This window comes from Pararhizobium sp. DWP3-4, assembly GCF_049898205.1.
Taxonomy (GTDB): domain Bacteria; phylum Pseudomonadota; class Alphaproteobacteria; order Rhizobiales; family Rhizobiaceae; genus Pararhizobium.
Genome location: NZ_JAFCXF010000006.1, coordinates 181,218 through 200,197, shown reverse-complemented (window position 1 = coordinate 200,197; position 18,980 = coordinate 181,218). Strand labels below are relative to the sequence as shown.

General features: G+C 61.3%; 20 protein-coding genes. 15 read left to right on the top strand and 5 right to left on the bottom strand.

The window, feature by feature from the left end; all coding sequences use genetic code 11:
• Positions 1–258 precede the first annotated feature (258 nt).
• Together ACP7E6_RS17155 and ACP7E6_RS17150 are read left to right on the top strand one after the other, a co-directional pair.
• Positions 259–1,203 carry an acetamidase/formamidase family protein gene (locus ACP7E6_RS17155; RefSeq protein ID WP_426230953.1) on the top strand — a complete coding sequence of 315 codons (945 nt, stop codon included), beginning with the start codon at positions 259–261 and terminating at the stop codon, positions 1,201–1,203.
• Positions 1,200–2,882, top strand: coding sequence for an ABC transporter ATP-binding protein (locus ACP7E6_RS17150; protein ID WP_426230952.1), 1,683 nt, complete (start codon positions 1,200–1,202; stop codon positions 2,880–2,882). The genes ACP7E6_RS17155 and ACP7E6_RS17150 overlap by 4 nt, the downstream gene beginning before the upstream one ends.
• Positions 2,883–2,931: 49 nt before the next feature.
• Here ACP7E6_RS17150 and ACP7E6_RS17145 read toward each other — a convergent pair whose 3' ends face one another.
• On the bottom strand, positions 2,932–3,984 hold the full coding sequence (locus ACP7E6_RS17145) for a LacI family DNA-binding transcriptional regulator (protein WP_426230951.1): 1,053 nt from the start codon (positions 3,982–3,984) through the stop codon (positions 2,932–2,934).
• Between the two features lie 109 nt (positions 3,985–4,093).
• Here ACP7E6_RS17145 and ACP7E6_RS17140 point away from each other — a divergent pair, with 109 nt between their 5' ends.
• Entirely contained in the window at positions 4,094–4,930 is an 837-nt protein-coding gene (locus tag ACP7E6_RS17140; protein ID WP_426230950.1) for a phytanoyl-CoA dioxygenase family protein, read from the top strand.
• 27 nt (positions 4,931–4,957) lie between these two features.
• Here the strand turns inward: ACP7E6_RS17140 and ACP7E6_RS17135 are convergent, their stop codons facing one another.
• The gene (locus ACP7E6_RS17135; protein ID WP_426230949.1) at positions 4,958–5,575 is read right to left on the bottom strand and encodes a flavodoxin family protein; all 618 of its coding nucleotides are present in this window, start codon (positions 5,573–5,575) and stop codon (positions 4,958–4,960) included.
• A gap of 163 nt (positions 5,576–5,738) precedes the next feature.
• On the opposite strand from ACP7E6_RS17135, the gene ACP7E6_RS17130 reads away from it, so the two are divergent.
• The 8 genes from ACP7E6_RS17130 (at position 5,739) to ACP7E6_RS17095 (ending at position 12,021) form a co-directional block, all read left to right on the top strand.
• Positions 5,739–7,271, top strand: a complete 1,533-nt coding sequence (locus ACP7E6_RS17130) for an acyl-CoA carboxylase subunit beta (protein ID WP_426230948.1) — start codon at positions 5,739–5,741, stop codon at positions 7,269–7,271.
• 236 nt (positions 7,272–7,507) lie between these two features.
• The gene (gene yghU, locus ACP7E6_RS17125) at positions 7,508–8,428 is read left to right on the top strand and encodes a glutathione-dependent disulfide-bond oxidoreductase (RefSeq protein ID WP_426230947.1); all 921 of its coding nucleotides are present in this window, start codon (positions 7,508–7,510) and stop codon (positions 8,426–8,428) included.
• A gap of 10 nt (positions 8,429–8,438) precedes the next feature.
• Complete coding sequence (locus ACP7E6_RS17120; protein ID WP_113246236.1) at positions 8,439–8,816, top strand: hypothetical protein; 378 nt, start codon at positions 8,439–8,441, stop codon at positions 8,814–8,816.
• Between the two features lie 4 nt (positions 8,817–8,820).
• Positions 8,821–9,234, top strand: coding sequence for a hypothetical protein (locus tag ACP7E6_RS17115; protein WP_426230946.1), 414 nt, complete (start codon positions 8,821–8,823; stop codon positions 9,232–9,234).
• Positions 9,235–9,463: 229 nt separating this feature from the next.
• Entirely contained in the window at positions 9,464–9,652 is a 189-nt protein-coding gene (locus tag ACP7E6_RS17110) for a hypothetical protein (RefSeq protein WP_426230945.1), read from the top strand.
• A gap of 173 nt (positions 9,653–9,825) precedes the next feature.
• A complete protein-coding gene (locus ACP7E6_RS17105; protein WP_426230944.1) occupies positions 9,826–10,008 on the top strand; it encodes a hypothetical protein in 183 nt (60 codons plus the stop codon).
• 46 nt (positions 10,009–10,054) lie between these two features.
• Complete coding sequence (locus ACP7E6_RS17100) at positions 10,055–10,501, top strand: winged helix-turn-helix transcriptional regulator (RefSeq protein ID WP_426230943.1); 447 nt, start codon at positions 10,055–10,057, stop codon at positions 10,499–10,501.
• Between the two features lie 242 nt (positions 10,502–10,743).
• Positions 10,744–12,021 carry an MFS transporter gene (locus ACP7E6_RS17095; RefSeq protein WP_426230942.1) on the top strand — a complete coding sequence of 426 codons (1,278 nt, stop codon included), beginning with the start codon at positions 10,744–10,746 and terminating at the stop codon, positions 12,019–12,021.
• Positions 12,022–12,027: 6 nt separating this feature from the next.
• Here ACP7E6_RS17095 and ACP7E6_RS17090 read toward each other — a convergent pair whose 3' ends face one another.
• Positions 12,028–13,059, bottom strand: coding sequence for a hydroxyacid dehydrogenase (locus ACP7E6_RS17090; RefSeq protein WP_426230941.1), 1,032 nt, complete (start codon positions 13,057–13,059; stop codon positions 12,028–12,030).
• 105 nt (positions 13,060–13,164) lie between these two features.
• Positions 13,165–13,482: a hypothetical protein gene (locus ACP7E6_RS17085; RefSeq protein WP_426230940.1), complete on the bottom strand. Its 318-nt coding sequence runs from the start codon at positions 13,480–13,482 to the stop codon at positions 13,165–13,167.
• Between the two features lie 141 nt (positions 13,483–13,623).
• Here ACP7E6_RS17085 and ACP7E6_RS17080 point away from each other — a divergent pair, with 141 nt between their 5' ends.
• The 4 genes from ACP7E6_RS17080 (at position 13,624) to ACP7E6_RS17065 (ending at position 17,299) form a co-directional block, all read left to right on the top strand.
• Positions 13,624–14,250, top strand: a complete 627-nt coding sequence (locus tag ACP7E6_RS17080; RefSeq protein WP_426230939.1) for a ribonuclease D — start codon at positions 13,624–13,626, stop codon at positions 14,248–14,250.
• 127 nt (positions 14,251–14,377) lie between these two features.
• Positions 14,378–14,704, top strand: a complete 327-nt coding sequence (locus ACP7E6_RS17075; protein ID WP_426230938.1) for a DUF817 family protein — start codon at positions 14,378–14,380, stop codon at positions 14,702–14,704.
• A gap of 101 nt (positions 14,705–14,805) precedes the next feature.
• Positions 14,806–16,167: a hypothetical protein gene (locus tag ACP7E6_RS17070; RefSeq protein ID WP_426230937.1), complete on the top strand. Its 1,362-nt coding sequence runs from the start codon at positions 14,806–14,808 to the stop codon at positions 16,165–16,167.
• Between the two features lie 70 nt (positions 16,168–16,237).
• Positions 16,238–17,299, top strand: a complete 1,062-nt coding sequence (locus tag ACP7E6_RS17065) for a hypothetical protein (protein WP_426230936.1) — start codon at positions 16,238–16,240, stop codon at positions 17,297–17,299.
• A gap of 51 nt (positions 17,300–17,350) precedes the next feature.
• Here the strand turns inward: ACP7E6_RS17065 and ACP7E6_RS17060 are convergent, their stop codons facing one another.
• Positions 17,351–18,733 (bottom strand): nicotinate phosphoribosyltransferase, encoded by a 1,383-nt coding sequence (locus ACP7E6_RS17060; protein ID WP_426230935.1) that lies wholly within the window; start codon positions 18,731–18,733, stop codon positions 17,351–17,353.
• Positions 18,734–18,980 lie beyond the last annotated feature (247 nt).

Sequence of the window (18,980 nt, the reverse complement as noted above, 5' to 3'; positions counted from 1 at the left end):
GTCTACTGGAAAACACAAAGGCAGTTGTTTGATGTTGCCGACATCCATCTTCCGTCATCCTCGCCCTTGTGGCGGGGATCCAGCGACCCGACGTCCGTCGGGTCAAAGGGCCTTTCAGCCCAAAGACTTGGGCTGGCTGGATTCCTGTGACAAGCACAGGAATGACGGAGATTTTTGCCTCGCCCTGAATCCAATAGCCCGCTTATCGACCAAGGGACAAAGCCTCACAGCAAAAAGTCCAAATCCGAGGAACAACCAATGTGCGTCGCCTGCACCCACACCATCCACCGCGCCCAGCACAATTTCGGCTGGAACAAGGATTTCGAACCCGCTCTCATCGCCAAGCCCGGTGAGACCATCCATTTCGAATGCCTGGATTCCTCCGGTGGCCAGCTCGGTGCCGGTTCGACGCTCGAAACCCTGGCGGGGCTCGATTTCAACAAGATCAATCCTGTCACCGGCCCTGTCTATGTCGAAGGTGCCAAGCCGGGCGATGCCCTGAAGGTGACGATCCGCCGCTTCATCCCGTCCGGTGTCGGCTGGACCGCTAATATTCCGGGCTTTGGCCTGCTGGCCGACCAGTTCAAGGAACCGGCTTTGCATATGTGGTCCTACGATCCGCACAGCATGGCGCCGTCGCTCTATGGCCCGGGCGGCAAGGTGCCGTTGAAACCTTTTGCCGGCACGATCGGCGTTGCCCCGGCAGAACCCGGCCTGCATTCCGTCGTGCCGCCGCGCCGGGTCGGCGGCAATCTCGATATCCGCGACCTGACATCCGGCGTGCTGCTCTATCTGCCGGTCGAGGTCGAGGGCGCGCTGTTTTCGATCGGCGACACCCACGCCGCCCAGGGCGACGGTGAAGTCTGCGGCACCGCCATCGAAAGCCAGATGGAAGTCGAGGCGACGATCGAGCTGGTCAAGGACGCACGCCTGCAAAGCCCGCGCTTCACCACCACCGGTCCCGTCACCCGCCATCTCGACGGCATGGGTTATGAAGTGACGACCGGCATCGGCCCGGACCTGATGACCGGCGCCCGCGAAGCGCTGATGCGGATGATCGATCTGCTCGGCTCCGAGCATGGCATGAACCCCGTCGATGCCTATCTGCTCTGCTCGGTCTGCGGCGATCTCAGAATCAGCGAGATCGTCGATATGCCCAATTGGGTCGTCTCCTTCTATTTCCCGAGGATCGTGTTCGCGTGACATCTGCTTTTCCCGTTTCCCCATCGGTCCTCACCGTCGGCAAGCTCTGCGTCGATGCCCGCACACCGGAAGGCCGCAGGCGCGTTCTCGACGACGTCAGTTTCGATCTGAAGCTTGGGGAAACGCTCTGCATTGCCGGCGAAAGCGGCTCGGGAAAATCGGTGACGTCGCTGGCCATCATGGGGCTTCTGCCGAAGGCGTCGTTGCAGATCGCCTCCGGCAGCATCGCGCTCGAAGGCCGGGAACTGTCGCGCCTGTCCAACAGCGCCATGCGCAGCGTCCGTGGCGGCGATGTCGCCATGGTGTTCCAGGAGCCGATGACCTCGCTCAATCCGGTGATGTCGATCGGCGCGCAGCTGACCGAAGCCATTCGCGAGCATCAGGGATCGGAGGGTGACAGTGCCGATGCGGTGGCGCTGCGCATGCTCGATGCCGTCCACATGACGGAGCCTGCCAAACGGCTGAAACAATATCCGCATGAGCTCTCCGGCGGCATGCGCCAGCGGGTGATGATCGCCATGGCGCTGTCCTGCCGTCCAAAGGTGCTGATAGCCGACGAACCGACGACCGCGCTCGACGTGACGGTACAGGCGCAGATCCTCAAGCTGATGGACGAGCTGAAGCGTGAATTCGGCGCCTCGATCATCCTGATTACCCATGACATGGGCGTCGTCGCGCAGATGGCCGACCGCGTCGTCATCATGCAGCAAGGCCGCATCATCGAACAGGGCGATGCCCTGCCGATCTTCAGCGCCCCGACGCAACGCTATACCCAGGAATTGCTGGCCGCCGTGCCCCGGCTCGGCGCCAATGCCGGCACCGATGGCCCGCCGCGTATCAGCCCCGCAGCGGTGGATGCGCCGCCGCTTGATCGCACACCGGTGCTGACCGTGCGCGGACTGGACGTCACCTATGGAAAGGCCACCGGCTGGCTTTCGGGCAAGAAGCCGCCCGCTTCCGCTGTCAGCGGCGTCTCCTTCGAGATCCTTCCAGGCCAGACACTGGGCCTCGTCGGCGAAAGCGGTTCGGGCAAATCCACCACCGGCAAGGCCGTGCTCGGCCTCATTCCCTTCACCGGCGATGTTGTCATCGACGGCCAGAATATTGGCGGCCTCAGCCAACGCCAGATGCGGCCGGTGCGGCGCAGCGCCCAGATGATCTTTCAGGATCCTTATGCCTCGCTCGATCCGCGCATGGCGGTCGGCGCCGCCATCGCCGAACCGCTGATCATCCATGGCCTCGCCAACAAGGGCGAGCGCGACGACCGCGTGGCGGAACTCCTGCGCCGCGTCGGCCTGCAGCCCGATGCCGCCAGCCGCTATCCGCACGAATTTTCCGGGGGCCAGCGCCAGCGCATCTGCATCGCCCGGGCGCTGACGCTCGGCCCGAAACTGATCGTCGCCGATGAAAGCGTTGCAGCCCTTGACGTCTCCGTGCGCGCCCGCGTGCTCGATCTGATGCTGGAACTGCAGGAGACGATGGGGCTTGCCTATCTGCTGATCTCGCACGACATGGCGGTGATCGAGCGCATGTCGCACAATGTCGCGGTCATGCGCTCCGGCCGCATCGTCGAAATGGGATCGCGCCGGTCGGTGTTCGAAAATCCGCAGGACGCCTATACGCGGGCGCTGATGGCAGCTGTGCCGATCCCCGACCCGGCCTTGCGCAACGTCGCTTGATAGGCCGGTAGCGAGCACGCATCTGTAGCCGGATAATCTTCTGTCTGGGCTACGTCGGGGCCGCGAGTGAATCGCGTTCGATGAGGTTGCAATCCATCTTGGTCAGCGGATAGGTCTCCTTGCCGGATCTGCGTCCCTTGCCAAGCTGCCCGATCGCCCAGGCGCCCATGGCCCGGTGCGGCAGGATCAGCGTGCTCAACTGCGGCCGCAGGTGACGGCAGAGTTCGTCGTCGTCATAGCCGATGACCGAGACATCCTGCGGGATTTTCAGGCCGGCATCGCGCAGCGCGTTGTAGCAGCCGGATGCCATCTTGTCGTTCTGGCAGAAGAAAGCGGTCGGGCGGTCCTTCAGCGCCAGAAAACGCTGCGTCGCCTCGAACCCCGAGGTCGGCGACCAGTTGCCCTCGCCGACTAGGCCGGCATCATAGGCGATACCGGCCTTTGCCAGCGCCTTCTTGTACCCCCTCAACCGGTCCTGCGCGGCTTGCATGAACGGTTCGCCGATAATGGTCGCGATGCGCCGATGGCCAAGCCGGATCAGCGTCTCGGTGGCGGCAAAACCGCCGGCGACTTCATCGGGAACGACGGACGGAAAGCGGCTTTCCGGCGCGTAGCAATTGAGCAGCACGACGGGGACCGGAAGACCTTCGAGAAAAGCGGGCGGCGTTACCTGCCGGGTAAAGATCGTCATGTAGATCAGTCCCTCGATGCCGCTGCGCAACATCGCCTCGACGGCCTTTTCCTCGCGGTCAGGATTGCCCATCGTCTGGGCAACGAGGATGGTCGCCCCCTCGTCCCAGCAGGCCTGCCGCGCGCCCTCGATGGCATTGACCGATTCCGGCGTCGTCGCCAGCTGATCGCAGATGAAGCCGATCGTGCCACTGTGCAAATTGCCGAGCACCGACCGATGGATCAGCGACGACGCGCCATAGCCCAGCGCGCGGGCCGCCTCGATGACCTTGCCGCGCGTTTCCGCCGAGATCGTCACCCCCGTCGCATTGTTCAGAACAAACGACACGGTCGCCTGCGAGCAGCCGGCAAGCCGCGCAACATCCGTCATCGTCACGCGGCGCGGCGGTTTTTCATGTTTGGTTTTCGTCAAGACTGCAATTCCCCGGACAGAGCGGGAAATCTAGCTCATTTATTCTCATAAGCATATTGACTAATAAATATTAATTGCACTAGGCTGGGAATAACGGAGGAGACCGATCATGAATGCACCATCGCGATTTTCGTATGACCTGCAGGACAATCTCAAGACCCTGAAGGAGGACGGCATCACCGGACTGAAGGGCGCCTTTGCGCCCGAATGGGCCGATGCGATGCGGGAGGACATGATGACGGCTTTCTGGTCGGCCATCCAGCGTCCGGGCGGCGCGGTCGGCCGTGGTCCGCGGCGCTGGTACGTGGAAATCCATCCGCAGGATTTTCGCGGCTTCGTCGATCTGATCATGCACCCATGGGTGATCGCCATGTGCGAGAATGCACTGGGGCCCGATTACCAGATCGTCGAGATCGGCTTGGACGTACCGTTCGAAGGTGCGCGGTACCAGCCCTGGCATCGCGATTTTCCGTCACCGGAAGACACCTATGTAGACCGCCGCATCACCTCGCTCGCCTTCAACCTGACCGGCGTCGATGTCACGCCGGATATGGGACCGTTCGAGATCGCCCCCGGCACCCAGTATGATGACGGCCGCGAATGGAAACACGAGATGTTTCCGGACAAGGCGCTCTGGGCTCCTTTTCAGGAACGCGCTACCCGCAAATTCCCGCAGCGCGGCGACATTTCCTGCCGCTCTGCTTTGACCGTCCATCGCGGTACCGAACACCTGTCGCCGATCGCCCGGCCGGTCATGGTCTTGGGCGTCGATGCGCCCGGTGCCGGCCATGCGGAACTGCACGACATGATGGTGACGCAGGACTATTTCGATGCCCTGCCTGCGAAAGCCAAGAAGCACCTCATCTGCCGCGTCGTCGATGAACTGGTGCCCATCACCCAGAAGCATGACATCGAGGGGCTGGTGATGGGTGCTGATCCCGCTTAGGCGGATTTTCCGGCGAGGGCGGATCAGTTACGTGTCTTCGCCGGGATATTGTGAGGCTTTGAGCAGACCGGCAAGATGCGCGGTATTGCGGGCAAGCATGGAGATCATCGTCTCAACCACCTCGGGAACCGTGTCCAGATCGACGAAATTGACCGAGCCCATCGCCTCGCCGACCCAATAGGCCACCGCATTGGCCGGGATGGTGAAGCCGACATCGTTGAGCGCCTGATAGACTTCGGCCGAGACATGATGGGCGCCGTCTTCGTTGCCGACCACCGCGACGGCGGCAACCTTGCCATAGGAAACCATTCGCCCGGCATCATCGGTTTCATCGAGAAACGCGTCCATGCGTTCGAGAGCCCGCTTGCAGACGCTGCCCGGCTGCCCCATCCAGATGGGGGTGCCCATGATTAGAATATCGGCGGCCAGGATCTTGCTGCGGATCTCCGGCCATTCATCGCCCTCCCCTTCGTCAGAGGTTACGCCCGGCTTGATATTATGATCAGCAAGCCAGATGGTGTCGGTGCTGACGTCGTACTTGGTGAACTCAACCGCGATCAGGTCGAGCATTTGCGCGGTCGATGATTTCTCGGTCGAGAAAGAGGATTTGAGCGTGCCGTTCAGGGCGAGGGCTTTCAGGGGCATTGGCTTTTTCTCCGTTGACATCAGCGGCTAACGCGCCTTGACCGGAAAAGATGCGGCCTGGATCGGATTCCCCTTCGTCCAACAGGCGGCCCACTGACACGATCGGTGATTTCCTTCGATCGTGTTTCCGGCTAAGCAGGAGACAAAGACGACGGGAGGAAGCATGCGCAATATCATCGACACCGTGGAAGCGCGTCGCACTGAAGCGCGTCTTGGCGGCGGGCAGAAGCGCATCGATGCCCAGCATGCCAAGGGCAAGCTGACGGCACGCGAGCGCATCGAGGTGCTGCTCGACGAAGGCTCGTTCGAAGAATACGACATGTACGTCACCCACCGCGCCGTCGATTTCGGCATGGCGGAGCAGAAGGTGGCCGGCGACGGCGTCGTCACCGGCTGGGGCACGATCAACGGCCGCCAGGTCTATGTCTTCTCGCAGGATTTCACCGTGCTCGGCGGTTCGCTGTCCGAAACCCATGCGCAGAAAATCTGCAAGATCATGGACATGGCCGTGCGCAACGGTGCGCCGGTGATCGGGCTGAACGATTCCGGCGGTGCCCGCATCCAGGAAGGTGTCGCCTCGCTTGCCGGTTATGCCGAAGTGTTCCGCCGCAATGCCGAGGCGTCGGGCGTCATCCCACAGATTTCCGTGATCATGGGGCCCTGCGCCGGAGGTGCGGTCTATTCGCCGGCGATGACCGACTTCATCTTCATGGTGCGCGACAGTTCCTACATGTTCGTCACCGGCCCGGACGTGGTCAAGACCGTCACCAACGAGATCGTCACGGCCGAAGAGCTGGGCGGCGCCGGTACCCATACGAAGAAATCCTCGGTTGCCGACGCGGCCTATGAAAACGATATCGAGACCTTGGAACAGGTCCGCCTGCTGTTTGATTTCCTGCCGCTCAACAACCGCGAAAAGCCGCCGGTCCGCCCGTTCCACGACGATCCGGCCCGCCTTGAAAACCGGCTCGACACGCTGATCCCCGACAGCTCGGCAAAACCCTACGACATGAAGGAGCTCATTCATGCGATCGCCGACGAAGGCGATTTCTTCGAGCTTCAGGAGGCGTTTGCCCGCAACATCATCACCGGCTTCATCCGGCTGGAAGGCCAGAGCGTCGGCGTCGTCGCCAACCAGCCAATGGTGCTGGCCGGGTGCCTGGATATCGACTCATCGCGAAAGGCTGCCCGCTTCGTGCGTTTCTGCGATGCCTTCTCGATCCCGATCCTGACGCTGGTCGACGTGCCCGGCTTCCTGCCCGGCGTGGCGCAGGAATATGGCGGCGTCATCAAGCACGGCGCCAAGCTTCTGTTCGCCTATTCACAGGCGACCGTGCCGATGGTGACGCTGATCACCCGAAAAGCCTATGGCGGCGCCTATGACGTCATGGCGTCGAAACATATCGGCGCCGACGTCAACTATGCCTGGCCGACCGCCGAAATCGCCGTGATGGGCGCCAAAGGCGCCACCGAAATCCTCTACCGCTCCGAACTCGGCGACGCAGACAAAATCGCCGCCCGGACGAAGGAATACGAGGAACGCTTCGCCAACCCCTTCGTCGCCGCCGAACGCGGTTTTATCGACGAGGTGATCATGCCGCACTCCTCCCGCCGCCGCCTTTCCCGCGCCTTTGCCTCGCTGCGCGGCAAACGGAAAGAGCAACTGTGGCGCAAGCACGACACGATACCGCTATAGCCTTCACAGGCTTTTGAACTCACAGCCGTCATCCTCGGGCTTGACCCGAGGATCCACAGATACACACTCCGCCGGAATGTTGGGCATGGATCCTCGGGTCAAGCCCGAGGATGACGGAGAAAGAAAATACGCCTTTGGGGAAATTGACATCGACACTAGCGAAAATCATGGCTCGCTTCCCATATGCCTACTGTGCTCCCCTCTCGCGCGCACCTCCCACTATCAAGGACCACACCATGACCGAAAAAAATCCCGCCGATAATTTTCCCGCCGGTTACGAAGTCCCGAAGGTCTGGACTTGGGACAAGGGCAATGGCGGCACGTTTGCCAATATCAACCGGCCGATCGCCGGACCGACGCAGGATAAGGCGCTGCCGGTCGGCAGACATCCGCTGCAGCTCTATTCGCTTGGCACGCCGAATGGCGTCAAGGTGACGATCATGCTGGAGGAACTGCTGGCGGCGAGGCACAAGGATGCGGAATACGACGCCTGGCTGATTAAAATCGGCGATGGCGACCAGTTCGGCTCGGGTTTTGTCGACGTCAATCCGAACTCGAAAATCCCGGCGCTGATGGACCATGCGCCGAAGGGCGGCGGTGCGCCGGTGCGCGTGTTTGAATCCGCCTCGATCCTGCTTTATCTCGCCGAAAAGTTTGGCGCCTTCCTGCCAACGGACCTTCGCGCCCGCACCGAGACGTTCAACTGGCTGTTCTGGCAGATGGGCTCGGCCCCCTTCCTCGGCGGCGGCTTTGGCCATTTCTATGCCTATGCGCCGATGCACATCAAATACGCCATCGACCGCTACGCCATGGAAGTGAAGCGCCAGCTCGACGTGCTCGACCGGCATCTGGCCGACAACCAGTTCCTGGCCGGTTCGGAATACACCATCGCCGACATGGCCACCTGGCCCTGGTATGGCAACTTGGCGCTCGGTCAGGCCTATGGCGATGCCGGTACCTTCCTCGATGTGCAGAGTTATAAGAACGTCCAGCGCTGGACGGCCGAGATCGCCGCCCGCCCGGCGGTCAAGCGCGGCCGCATGGTCAACCGTCTGAGCGGCGATCCCGCCGAACAATTGCATGAACGCCACGACGCCTCCGACTTCGATACGAAGACGCAGGACAAGATCGCCCCGGCCGGCTCGGCTAAGGCGTAAGGAGACCAAGATGGCCAAGCGGCCCGAGATGACAAAACACAGGGGCTTTCCCTCCGGCTTGCCGGGCCACGGCCATCATTTCACCATCCGGCGGGCGAACGAGAAGGGCGTCACGCCGCTCAAGGCGTTGCAGCGCCTCGCCCGACCGAACTCGATCGAACAGAAGGTCGATGCCGCCTTCCTGCATGCGCTCTGGCACCAGTTTGGCACCGAGCCGTTCGAGCGCGGCAATCTCGATGCCGGACGGCTGAACCTTTTGTTCGGCCGCGAAGTCGTGCCGGCCGAGGAGCCGTTCAACGCCACATCCTATGAGGCATTGCTGCGGATCGACGAACGGGTAGGGCGCAAGAACTTCCCGGAAGCTTTCGAAGACGTGTTCGAGGTGTGACGCCATGGCCAAGACCCCTGAAATGCCCAAGCATCGCGGCTTTCCGCCCGGCCTGCTCGGAACCCAATGGCAGTTCACCCTGCGCCGGGCCAATTCCAAGGTCACCCCTTTGACGGCATGGCCGCGGCAGCGGACCATGGATCAGACGGTGGCACTGGCCGATATCGGCTTCGTGCAGGCGCTCTGGCAGTATTTCGGCACGACGCCGTTCCAGCGCGGCAATCTGGATGGAGAGCGCCTCTGCCGCCTGTTCGGGCGCGAACTGCTGCCGGCGGAACGGGGTTTTGATCCGGCCTCATACGAGGGCCTGCTGAAGCTCAACGAGGCCTTGGCCCGGAAGAATTTTCCGCAAGCTTTCGAGGTTGAGAAGACAGATGCAGGCGCGGTGCGCGGCAGCGGGAAATCGCGCGGCGATTAGCGCATATGCCGCCCCCCCCCGCGCGGTGCTCGACCGTCTGGAAGGCCGGTCGCGCCCCGCGTGAGGCGGCTTCACCCCCATTAATCACCGCTCAAAAATTCTGCTTTCGATTTCAAGGAAATGACGCATTCTGGTCACGTGCTCAGCTGATTCGCCTCATGTGCCTGCGTCCAGACCGGATTGAGAGCCGAACGACAACGCTAAATGATTTAGCCGGGGGGCAGGCGCAATGCAGAAGCGCGACGACGTCGAAAACTGGGCAGTTTACAGGGCACAACAAATTCTGATGCGCGAGGGCATGGACCTCGCGCTGTCGGCACGCGATTTCGATAGCGGCATGGTGAGGGCCAAGGGCAAGCTCCTTGCCATGGCCATCGCAGCCTCGCTGGTCGAAGCGTCGGCAGCCCGGGCGGATTGATCGGACGGAGCAGGCGTCGCGACCGGCAAATCCGCTGCGCGACAGCTCATTCTCCGGCTTAATACCCTAAGATCTGGGACTTGTCAGCGCTGCTGAAGGCTCTACACTATCGGTCCGAACTGGGTATGTTTCGAACGATAGGTGAAGCAATGTCGTTTCTCTCGGACATGGCCTTGAATCAGAGTGAAATCGAAGTGGTCTGCGGCGCGCTCGAGGAGTGGTGCCGGCAAACCCGCACGGCCCTCGACAGCGATGATGGCCGCGATGCCGCCACCGTCATGCTCGGCCTCTACAAAACCGGCCACGAGACCAAGGACTCGATCCTTGCGGCGATGCGCCGGGTCAACGGTGGGTGACGCCGAGCAACTTGCATGATGCAAGCCGAGGCTCTACATAAGGGCCATGCAGCGCCGGAACTTCGACGAGATGAATTGCCCCATCGCCCGCACCCTCGACCGGGTCGGCGAATGGTGGAGCATTCTCATCCTGCGGGATGTCTTCTTCGGCCGCACCAAATTCGACGAATTCCAGAAAAGCACCGGCATTGCGCCGAACATCCTGACCCGCCGGCTGAAATCGCTGGTCGAAGCCGGGCTTCTGGAAAAGCGCGCCTATCAGGACCGGCCGGTGCGCTACGAGTATCTGCTGACCGGTATGGGACGTGAATTGCAGCCGCTGTTGATCGCGCTATCGGTGTTCGGCAACCGGCATTTTGCCGATCGTGGCGTGACCATGCGGCTGACCGACACTGAAACAGGGGCGGCCGCACAACCGATCTATGTCGATGGGCTGACCGGCAAGCCGATAGACGCCGAAAATTTCTCTCTGAAATCAATCCGCCAAGCCTGAATTTTCCCCGGCCCCAGAGACGGCGGTAAACTCCTCTGAGATCGTCAGTAGAGATCGTCTCTTTGCGCTTTTCTACCCCTACACTTCCCGAACCGTCTTGCCGATGAGGCACAGCCCCACGCTGTTCGCCATCCTCCCCGCCAGTAACTTGCATCATGAAAGCTTTTGTATTAGTGACTTTTACATCAATAGTCACTCCGTCGCATCGCTCCTGATGCCGGCGCCCGTTGAGAACCCTGCCCATGCTCTCCACAACGCTCTCCAAACGGCTTGAACAACGGGATATCCACTATGGCTGGATCGTTGCTGCCACCGCATTCCTCACCATGCTCGTCACCGCCGGCACGATCGGCGCGCCTTCGGTGCTGATCCTGCCACTGCAGAAGGAATTCGGCTGGGAGGCTACCGAGATTTCGGCGGCGCTGGCCATGCGCTTCATCCTGTTCGGGTTGATGGCGCCGTTTGCGGCGGCGCTGATGAACCGCTTCGGCATGCGTTTGATGGCGCTGACGGCGCTGACCGTGGTTTTCATCGGCATGGGGCTGTCGCTGTTCATGCGCGAAGTCTGGCAGTTGGTCGTGCTCTGGGGCTTCGTCGTCGGCACAGGCACCGGGCTGACGGCGATGGTCATGGGCGCAACGGTTGCCACCCGCTGGTTTACGGCCCGGCGCGGCCTTGTGATCGGTCTGTTGACGGCCAGCACCGCCACCGGCCAGCTCGTGTTCATGCCGCTGATCGCGGCGCTGACGGAAGCCTATGGCTGGCGTGCGGCCATCCTGTTCATTCTCGGCATGCTGTTCGTCTGCGCCGTGGCCATGCTGCTGTTCATGCGCGACAGGCCTTCCGACCTGGGTCTGCGCCCCTACGGCCAGGTGGTCGACGACCCGCCAGCAACAGGTCCGCTCAAGACCAATTCGCCGATCGACGTGCTGATCGAGGCTTCGAAGACGCGGATTTTCTGGGTTCTGTTCCTGTCGTTCTTCGTCTGCGGCGCCTCGACCAACGGGCTGATCCAGACGCATTTCGTCTCGCTCTGCGCCGATTACGGCATGACGGCGATCACCGCGACCGGCATTCTCGCCATCATCGGCCTGTTCGATTTCGCCGGGACCGTCGCCTCGGGCTGGCTGTCCGACCGTTACGACAATCGCTGGCTGTTGTTCTGGTATTATGGCCTGCGCGGATTGTCGCTGCTCTGGCTGCCGTTCACCGGCTTCGAATTCCTCGGCCTGTCGATCTTCGCCATTTTCTACGGGCTGGATTGGGTGGCCACCGTTCCGCCGACAGTCAAGCTCACCGCCCAGCATTTCGGCCGCGAGCGCGCCAACATGGTGTTCGGCTGGGTGTTCACCGGCCACCAGATCGGCGCCGCTTTTGCAGCGTTCGGCGGCGGCTTCATCCGCGACAATTACGCGAGCTACCTGCCCGCGCTGATGATCGCCGGAGCGCTTTGCCTGATGGCGGCACCCTTGGTACTTTCGGCAGGCACATCCAAGCTGAAGCCGGCGACCGCCGGTTGATGGGGGTCAGTTGACGCTGACGGGCTTGGAACGCATGCGGGACACCGTCTCGCGCTCCGCCCGCTTGCAGCGCATCGGCGGCAGGTTGCGGTCCATCAGGTCCATATCCTCCAGCACCATGTCGCCCATTTTCTTGAAGGCGCTATCGAGCGCTCCAGCCCGATGGGCCGAGCGGAGAAAACCCTTGAGGTTGCGGACGGGATGATCAAGCGGCAATGGCTCGTCGGGATAGACGTCGCTGGCTGCCACGATATGGCCGCTTGCGACCGCCGCCATCAGCGCATCGAAATCGACGACATTGGCGCGGCTGAGCAGGATGAAGGCGGCGCCCTGACGCATGCTGGCAAACGCAGGAGCGCCGAGGAAATGCTGGTTCTCGCTGGTAACGGCCGCGACGACGAAGATGAAATCACTCTGCGTCAAAACATCCTCCAGGCTCGACGGCGTAACGCCGTTATCGATCAGGATCGAGGCCGGCATCCAGGGGTCGTAGACGCGGGTATGGGTGCGAAAACCGGAGAGCACCCGGTTCAGCGCCTTGCCGAGATCGCCAAAACCGATGATGCCGACATCGGCGCCCGAAAGCAGCCTCGCTTGGACATTGCTTTCGCCACCCCAGAGCTCCCGGCCCTCGCGAAAATCGACGTCCGCATCGACGATGCCGCGGGCGATGTTCAGCGCCATGGCAAGGCCCATCTCGGCGACCGGCTCGGCAAACACTTGGCCCGTCGTCACCACATGGATGCCGCGGGCAAACAGCACCTCATAGGGCATGTTGTTGATCAGGTTGCTTTCGACATTGAGGATACAACGCAGCTGCGGCATCCGCGCCAAGGTCTCGGCGCTCAAGGGCGGCTGGCCGATGATGTAGCGGGCTTCACCGAGGATATCATCGCTGAGCCCGGCGATATTGTCCGGATCGGCTTCGACGATCCGATATCCGGCTTTCAGCTTCTCCAGTGCCTGCGGCGTGAAGATCAGATCGAGCGTGCGCGGCTCCGGCGCGCAGATGGCCAGCGGCCGTTGCGTTTCAGGCATGAAATCATCTCCCTGGCCGGGCGCGGGAAAGGCCCGGCATTCCTCTTGGCCGAACTTGTATTGATGATCCGCCGATTTGCAAGGCGGCTGGCCGCGAGGATCGGGCTAATAATCGAGACCGCGCATATAGCGGTCGATCGAGCGGGGCGTGCCGGGAGACTGGAACACCGGGCCGTCGCCCTGGCGGCAATTGTTGATGGTCCGGTAGCGCGGAGCAAAGGTCGGGTGCCCCTCGCGCTCGACGACCGTCTGTTCGCAGTAAATCCGTTTGGCATCGAACGCCTCTTCCGGTGTCTTCACACCCGGCAGGTCGGTGTAGACCTGCGCAAGCTCAACAGGCGCAGTGGAGAGCGGCGCCGCGACGGCCGGGACAGCGGAGAGAACCAGGGAGGTGGAGAGAAAAACAGTCTGCAGGGTCAACATCTACGTTCCAACTGATGCCCGATCAACGCCACAGGTCTCCCCCGGGCGTGAGGAGACGGTATCGCTTCCGGCGAAGTTGCGCTATAGCCCAACGACTTGAACCAAAGCGCGGCACATCGTCCGGCTGATGTGGGGTTTTCCATGGCAAATACAATACGGCTTCACGAAGGCGATATCTCAGTTGAAGACGCTGCCCGCTACAAGGGTGCCATCGCCATCGATACCGAAACGCTCGGCCTCGTTCCGCGCCGTGACCGGCTCTGCCTCGTCCAGCTTTCGCCGGGCGACGGCACGGCCGACGTGATCCGGATTGCCAAGGGCCAGACGCAGGCGCCGAACCTCGTTACCATGCTGCAAGACCCGACCCGCCAGAAGATTTTCCACTTCGGCCGCTTCGATATCGCCGTGTTGTTTCACACGTTCGGTGTGACGACGACACCGGTGTTCTGCACCAAGATCGCCTCGCGGCTGACGCGGACCTATACGGACCGGCACGGGCTGAAGGACAATCTGAAGGAACTGCTAGAGGTCGATATTTCCAAGCAGCAGCAGTCCTCCGACTGGGCCGCCGAAAAACTTTCGCAGGCACAGCTGGAATATGCCGCATCCGACGTGCTGCATCTGCATGCGCTGCGCGACAAGCTGACGGCGCGCCTGATCCGCGACGGCCGCGCCGAGCATGCCGACGCCTGTTTCGCCTTCCTGCCGACCCGTTCCAAGCTTGACCTGATCGGCTGGGAAGACACGGATATTTTCGCACACAGCTGATGCAGCCCATCAAAAATCACCAGACCGGACCTGTCCTTGAACCCATACGGGTGTGGATCCGCCAGCAGCTGGCCAGGCTGCCACCGGCGCTTGCCGAATTCATTCTGTTTGGACTGAAACAGGCGATATGCGCCTCGGGCTGTTTGCGGCCACGCTTCTGCTTTTCGGGCGGGTGCGGATCTATTTTACCGTGGAGCGGGAGGCACGCTGGATGCCGTTGGTTCTGGCGGCCTTCCTCACCAGCATCTTTCTCTGGATTGCCGAGAACATCGGCACGGCAACGGGCATATGGCTTTATCCCGGCCAGACGGAGTGGCACATGGTATCGCTGCAGAAATTGGGCTCCTGGTACCTGTTGCTTTATGTCAGCTTCGTTCTGGTGACGATCGTGTGCAAACCCCAGCCACCGGCGAAAATGATCGGAAGGACGGCTTGGCCTCCTCACGACGCATGACTGACCGCTAATACAACGACCGCGAAAATAGGTTAATCAGACATTAAAGGTTGCCGGTTACTGTTTACGATATCCCACGTTGCAGACCGCGCGGAGCAGCCATGATTACCCCCCTTCAGTCCAGTGCCGCAATCGTTACCACCACTCTGATGCAGTCGATGATCGACCAGGCGGACGAGAAGCGTGCCGAAGACGAAAAGAAGGCGCGCAGGGAGACGAAGGAAGACGATATCCTCAAGGCACGCATTTCGGCAAGCAAGAGCCATGCCGCCCTGAACGACAAGGTCAATGCCCATTTCTTCGGCGCCCTGAAGGGCGACGACAGCCCCATGGTCAAGCTGATCTCGCGTTTTCTCAATATCCTCGGCGTGAGCCGTGACGAGGGCGAATCCGACTCGGATTTCGGTACCCGTGTCGAGGATACGCTGACGCTGGTCTCGATGATCGGCAAGAAGGAAGCGAACCTCCCTGTCAGTTCGCCCATCCCTGGTGGAGCACAGGAGATCACCCTGGCTCGCTTCCGGGTGAAAGTCGATGACATCGATGCGGTGCTCGACGGCACCGCCGAAGAGCCGACCGAAATGACGAAGATGGCTGCCCGCTTCGTGACGCGTTACGGTCTGACAGAGAGCGACGGTGAAGAGGATCTGCCCTACAGCAAGCGGATCGGCGAGACGATGGCGAGCGTGCGCAAGTCGATGCCGGCCGATATTGCAGAGCTCGAAACCAAGGCCGGTTTGAGGGACCTTGGGATCACCACGGCCCAACTTGTGGATGCGATCAAAAACCCCACCGGCAAGCAGGCGCAAATCATCCAGGAAGCTATCGATGATGCGGCGCGCGATACCGGCGGATCGAAGGAAGACAAGCAGATCGCCATCCAGCGGCTGGAGGATGTCGCCGATCCAAAATCCATCGAAGAGCTGAAGCTTGAAAAGACACAGCAGCCGGACCCAACCCGCGTCGAGACTGCCGAAACGCGCAAGGAGCGCGAAGAGGATATTCGCAAGCTGGAGGCGGGAGAGAAGCTCGAGGACGTCAAGGACGTTCAGGAGACGATCGAGAAGGTCAACGATGCCATCCTCGGCGCACCCGGCCAAACCGATACACCGGCCGCTGACGGCAAGCCCGCAGCAGAGGTCGTCACATCGGGCGATCTGCTTCTGACTTTGGCTGCGGGCGCCGAAATGGCGGAAATCGAAGAAGAGGCCGAAAGCACTACTGCCAGCAGCGCGGCTGGCCGCACCGATACGGTCGATCCGGAAGCCGGAACGACGGACACGTCAGAAGAAGCCAAGGAAGAGGCCGATGCGGCCGTTCTGCTGGCCCGAGCCGGCTCAGGAGACGCAGCAGCGCCTGCAGGCGGGGATGCGGAAGCAAGCGGCATTCTGCCCGTTAGCCTGGATGAAAACGGGATTTACGAAATTCTCAAGCGTCAGGCCCAAGGAACGCGGGCCGCCTGATCGAAACCGCAGCTTGAACGACAAGATAGCGCGCTCAACATGACGCCTCAACCGATTGGATCGATTTGACATGCTGTTTCCCACCCAGCAAGCGGCCGCGACCGGCATTACTTCCCTGATGCAATCGGTCATCGATGACGCCGAAAAGCGCCGGGTCGAGGAAGAGGAGAAGCTGAAAGGCAAGAAGGACGACAAGGTTCTCAAGACACAGCTGCGTTCCGACGAGGTGCAGAGCGCCGCCAACGATAAGATCAACGCGCATTTCTTCAATACGAGCGCTCTCGATGTCAACGCGATGAAGATCAAGCTGATCGAATCGCTTGGGGAAATGCTCGGCATCGAAAAGCAGGAGGGTCAATCCGGTTACAGCTACGGAGTGCAGCTTGAAAAGGCGATCGCGCAACTCAGTCCCCAAGAGCAATTTGCCTTGTCTGACAAGCTCGGGCTCGCCGATCTCGGCATTTCCCTTGATGACCTCGTGAAGGCGATCAAGAACCCCTACGGCAAGCAGGACGACAAACTCGAACTTGCCTTGGAAGAACGCGCCACCGGCCTTTCGGGAACCACGGCCTCGCGGACCAGGACCCTGCAGAGGATGGAGGCTATTGCCGACCCGAAAACCCTCGAGGAGCTGAAACTCGAACGGGCGGGAGAGACGAGTGACCCCACTAAGGTCGAGGATGAGGAAACGAAGGCTGAGCTTGAAGAGCATATCGGCGCATTGGAGGCCGGGGAAAAGCTGGAGGATGTCAAGGACCTTCGCGCAGCCGTGAAGACGCAGAACGAACAGGCGCTCGGGAAAGGTACTGCCGAAACCGGTGCAACCGAGGACCCGGTGGCGGTGGCCGTCGAGACGATCCAGGTCCTGGCGGCGGTGGATGGAGAGGCGATCAGCAGCACCGTGGACCCGACAGTGGCAGCTGAGGGCCTTGCCAGCGAGATGGCCGACAAAGGTCCAGCAAACGCCAATGGCAAGAACGATATTTCGTTGAGCGAACAGGACGAGGTCTACCTGATTGCCAAGAACGGCCCGGACATGACCGACGTTGCCGACCCGTCAATCCTACCGATTGCGGTCGATGAAAACGGCATATACGCGCTGCTTTTACAGAAGGAAAAGCAAGCCGCCTGATTACGCCTGACGAGGCCGAGGCGCACCACCATCACTTCCTGGGGCAAAACCCTATTTTACCCGGGTGCGGATTTCCTCAAAGCTCCAATCGCGTAGCAGGTCGCCGTTCTTCCAGACCGTTTCCAGATGATTGTGGCGATCCTTGAGCTCATCAAGGCGCGCCGCTTCGAGGCCACCCAGACCGCTGACAACGGCCTGACGGCCCGCCTTTGAAGCCTTGACGTTCATGGTCGCGGGGCGTTTGAAGACATCGTGCCATTTGCCGGTCTCGTCGAGACGCGCATTGGCTTTCATGGCGAAGGAATAGGTGTCGCGGTTGACCTTCTGCAAAAGCCCGCCGCCCACGCCGAAGGCGATGTTTTCGGCCGAAAAGCCGAAAGCCTCCAGCCGGCCGAGGATTTGGCTGATATCGGCGTTGGAAATACCGTCGCCCTGGATCACCCGGACGGACCTGTCGAGCACCTTGTAGCCTTTGCCGTTCAGCGTTGAGCCGAAGTGATAGTCGAGCTGCTTGATCACATGCACCGGCGTCTCGATCGGATCGCCGCTGTCGGGCCGGATGACCACCGTACCGCCGCTGGCCCTGACCTTTTCACGCAGCTGCTTGCCCCAGATTTCCGAGACGGCATAGTTGATATCGTAGCTATCCGACACGACGGCGAACATGCCGCCGCCGGCAAAACGATCGACCATGTTGGAATAGGCTTCGGCTTCCCGCTCGACGCCCCAGGCGGTCATCGTCGAGTGTTCGGATGCGGGGATCGAGAACCCGGCCATTTCGGCGCCATAGTAGCGCCGGGCATAGAGCACGCCGGTCATCGTGTCGGTGCCCATGAAATTGACGAGATGGGCAGCGCCGCCGATACCGGCCTGTTCAAGCGCGCCGACCCCACGCGCGCCAAAATCGTGCAGGCGGAAGGGCAAGGCGGCGTCAGGATCGTCGCATGTTTTCTCAAGAATCGGCCGGATGATCTGCTTGACCTTGCGGGCATTGCTGGCGACCGACGACGGATACCAGACGGCGCGCAGCAGCGCGGTCTCGATATAGGATGTCAGCCAGAAACTCTCCGGATCGGTATTGACCACCTGCACCATCGGCACGCCGCGGCGCAGCAAGGTGCCCTCCGGCAGGGCCTGGATTTCCAGCGGCAAGTAGCCGCCGAAATGACCGACGATCCGCATCCAGCCGGCGCGGTTGAACGGCAGGCCATGGGCAAGGACGATCGCTTCGGCTTCATCGATATCGGCTGATGTCACCGGCTTGCCGAGATATTCCTTCAGGAACATCTGCAGGCCGAAGAACAGGACGTCGGCCTGATCCGGATGTCCGCGCGTTTCGATATAAGCGGAGATTGCCCGCGTGCCCGGCGGATATTGTAGGAAATGGCTGAACTTGTAGCTATCGGTGTTGAGGATCAGGTTGGTCAAGTTCATCGCATTCCCCCCGAAAGCAATTCCATGCCCACCGCACAATGGCCGGTGACGCAGCGCCAAGATGTACGCGAGCGAAGAAAGGGCGGCAAGGGCCAACGGGCGGCCTTCCGTCCAAGATAACCCGCCTTCGGTATGGTTAATATTCTGTCAATCATTCTGCCCTAATATGAAAGACATACAATGCTCGGCCACCTTGGTTCCGAAGCAGCCGCCGCAGTCTGGTTTGGCCGTGAACGAGCCGTCGGGC

Bases quoted from the DNA above. Each gene is read 5' to 3' on its own strand.
- ACP7E6_RS17155 (WP_426230953.1), top strand. From the start codon at position 259: ATGTGCGTCGCCTGCACCCACACCATCCACCGCGCCCAGCACAATTTC.
- ACP7E6_RS17140 (WP_426230950.1), top strand. From the start codon at position 4,094: ATGAATGCACCATCGCGATTTTCGTATGACCTGCAGGACAATCTCAAG.
- ACP7E6_RS17135 (WP_426230949.1), bottom strand. From the start codon at position 5,575: ATGCCCCTGAAAGCCCTCGCCCTGAACGGCACGCTCAAATCCTCTTTC.
- ACP7E6_RS17130 (WP_426230948.1), top strand. From the start codon at position 5,739: ATGCGCAATATCATCGACACCGTGGAAGCGCGTCGCACTGAAGCGCGT.
- yghU (WP_426230947.1), top strand. From the start codon at position 7,508: ATGACCGAAAAAAATCCCGCCGATAATTTTCCCGCCGGTTACGAAGTC.
- ACP7E6_RS17120 (WP_113246236.1), top strand. From the start codon at position 8,439: ATGGCCAAGCGGCCCGAGATGACAAAACACAGGGGCTTTCCCTCCGGC.
- ACP7E6_RS17115 (WP_426230946.1), top strand. From the start codon at position 8,821: ATGGCCAAGACCCCTGAAATGCCCAAGCATCGCGGCTTTCCGCCCGGC.
- ACP7E6_RS17110 (WP_426230945.1), top strand. From the start codon at position 9,464: ATGCAGAAGCGCGACGACGTCGAAAACTGGGCAGTTTACAGGGCACAA.
- ACP7E6_RS17100 (WP_426230943.1), top strand. From the start codon at position 10,055: ATGCAGCGCCGGAACTTCGACGAGATGAATTGCCCCATCGCCCGCACC.
- ACP7E6_RS17095 (WP_426230942.1), top strand. From the start codon at position 10,744: ATGCTCTCCACAACGCTCTCCAAACGGCTTGAACAACGGGATATCCAC.
- ACP7E6_RS17090 (WP_426230941.1), bottom strand. From the start codon at position 13,059: ATGCCTGAAACGCAACGGCCGCTGGCCATCTGCGCGCCGGAGCCGCGC.
- ACP7E6_RS17085 (WP_426230940.1), bottom strand. From the start codon at position 13,482: ATGTTGACCCTGCAGACTGTTTTTCTCTCCACCTCCCTGGTTCTCTCC.
- ACP7E6_RS17080 (WP_426230939.1), top strand. From the start codon at position 13,624: ATGGCAAATACAATACGGCTTCACGAAGGCGATATCTCAGTTGAAGAC.
- ACP7E6_RS17075 (WP_426230938.1), top strand. From the start codon at position 14,378: ATGCGCCTCGGGCTGTTTGCGGCCACGCTTCTGCTTTTCGGGCGGGTG.
- ACP7E6_RS17070 (WP_426230937.1), top strand. From the start codon at position 14,806: ATGATTACCCCCCTTCAGTCCAGTGCCGCAATCGTTACCACCACTCTG.
- ACP7E6_RS17065 (WP_426230936.1), top strand. From the start codon at position 16,238: ATGCTGTTTCCCACCCAGCAAGCGGCCGCGACCGGCATTACTTCCCTG.
- ACP7E6_RS17060 (WP_426230935.1), bottom strand. From the start codon at position 18,733: ATGAACTTGACCAACCTGATCCTCAACACCGATAGCTACAAGTTCAGC.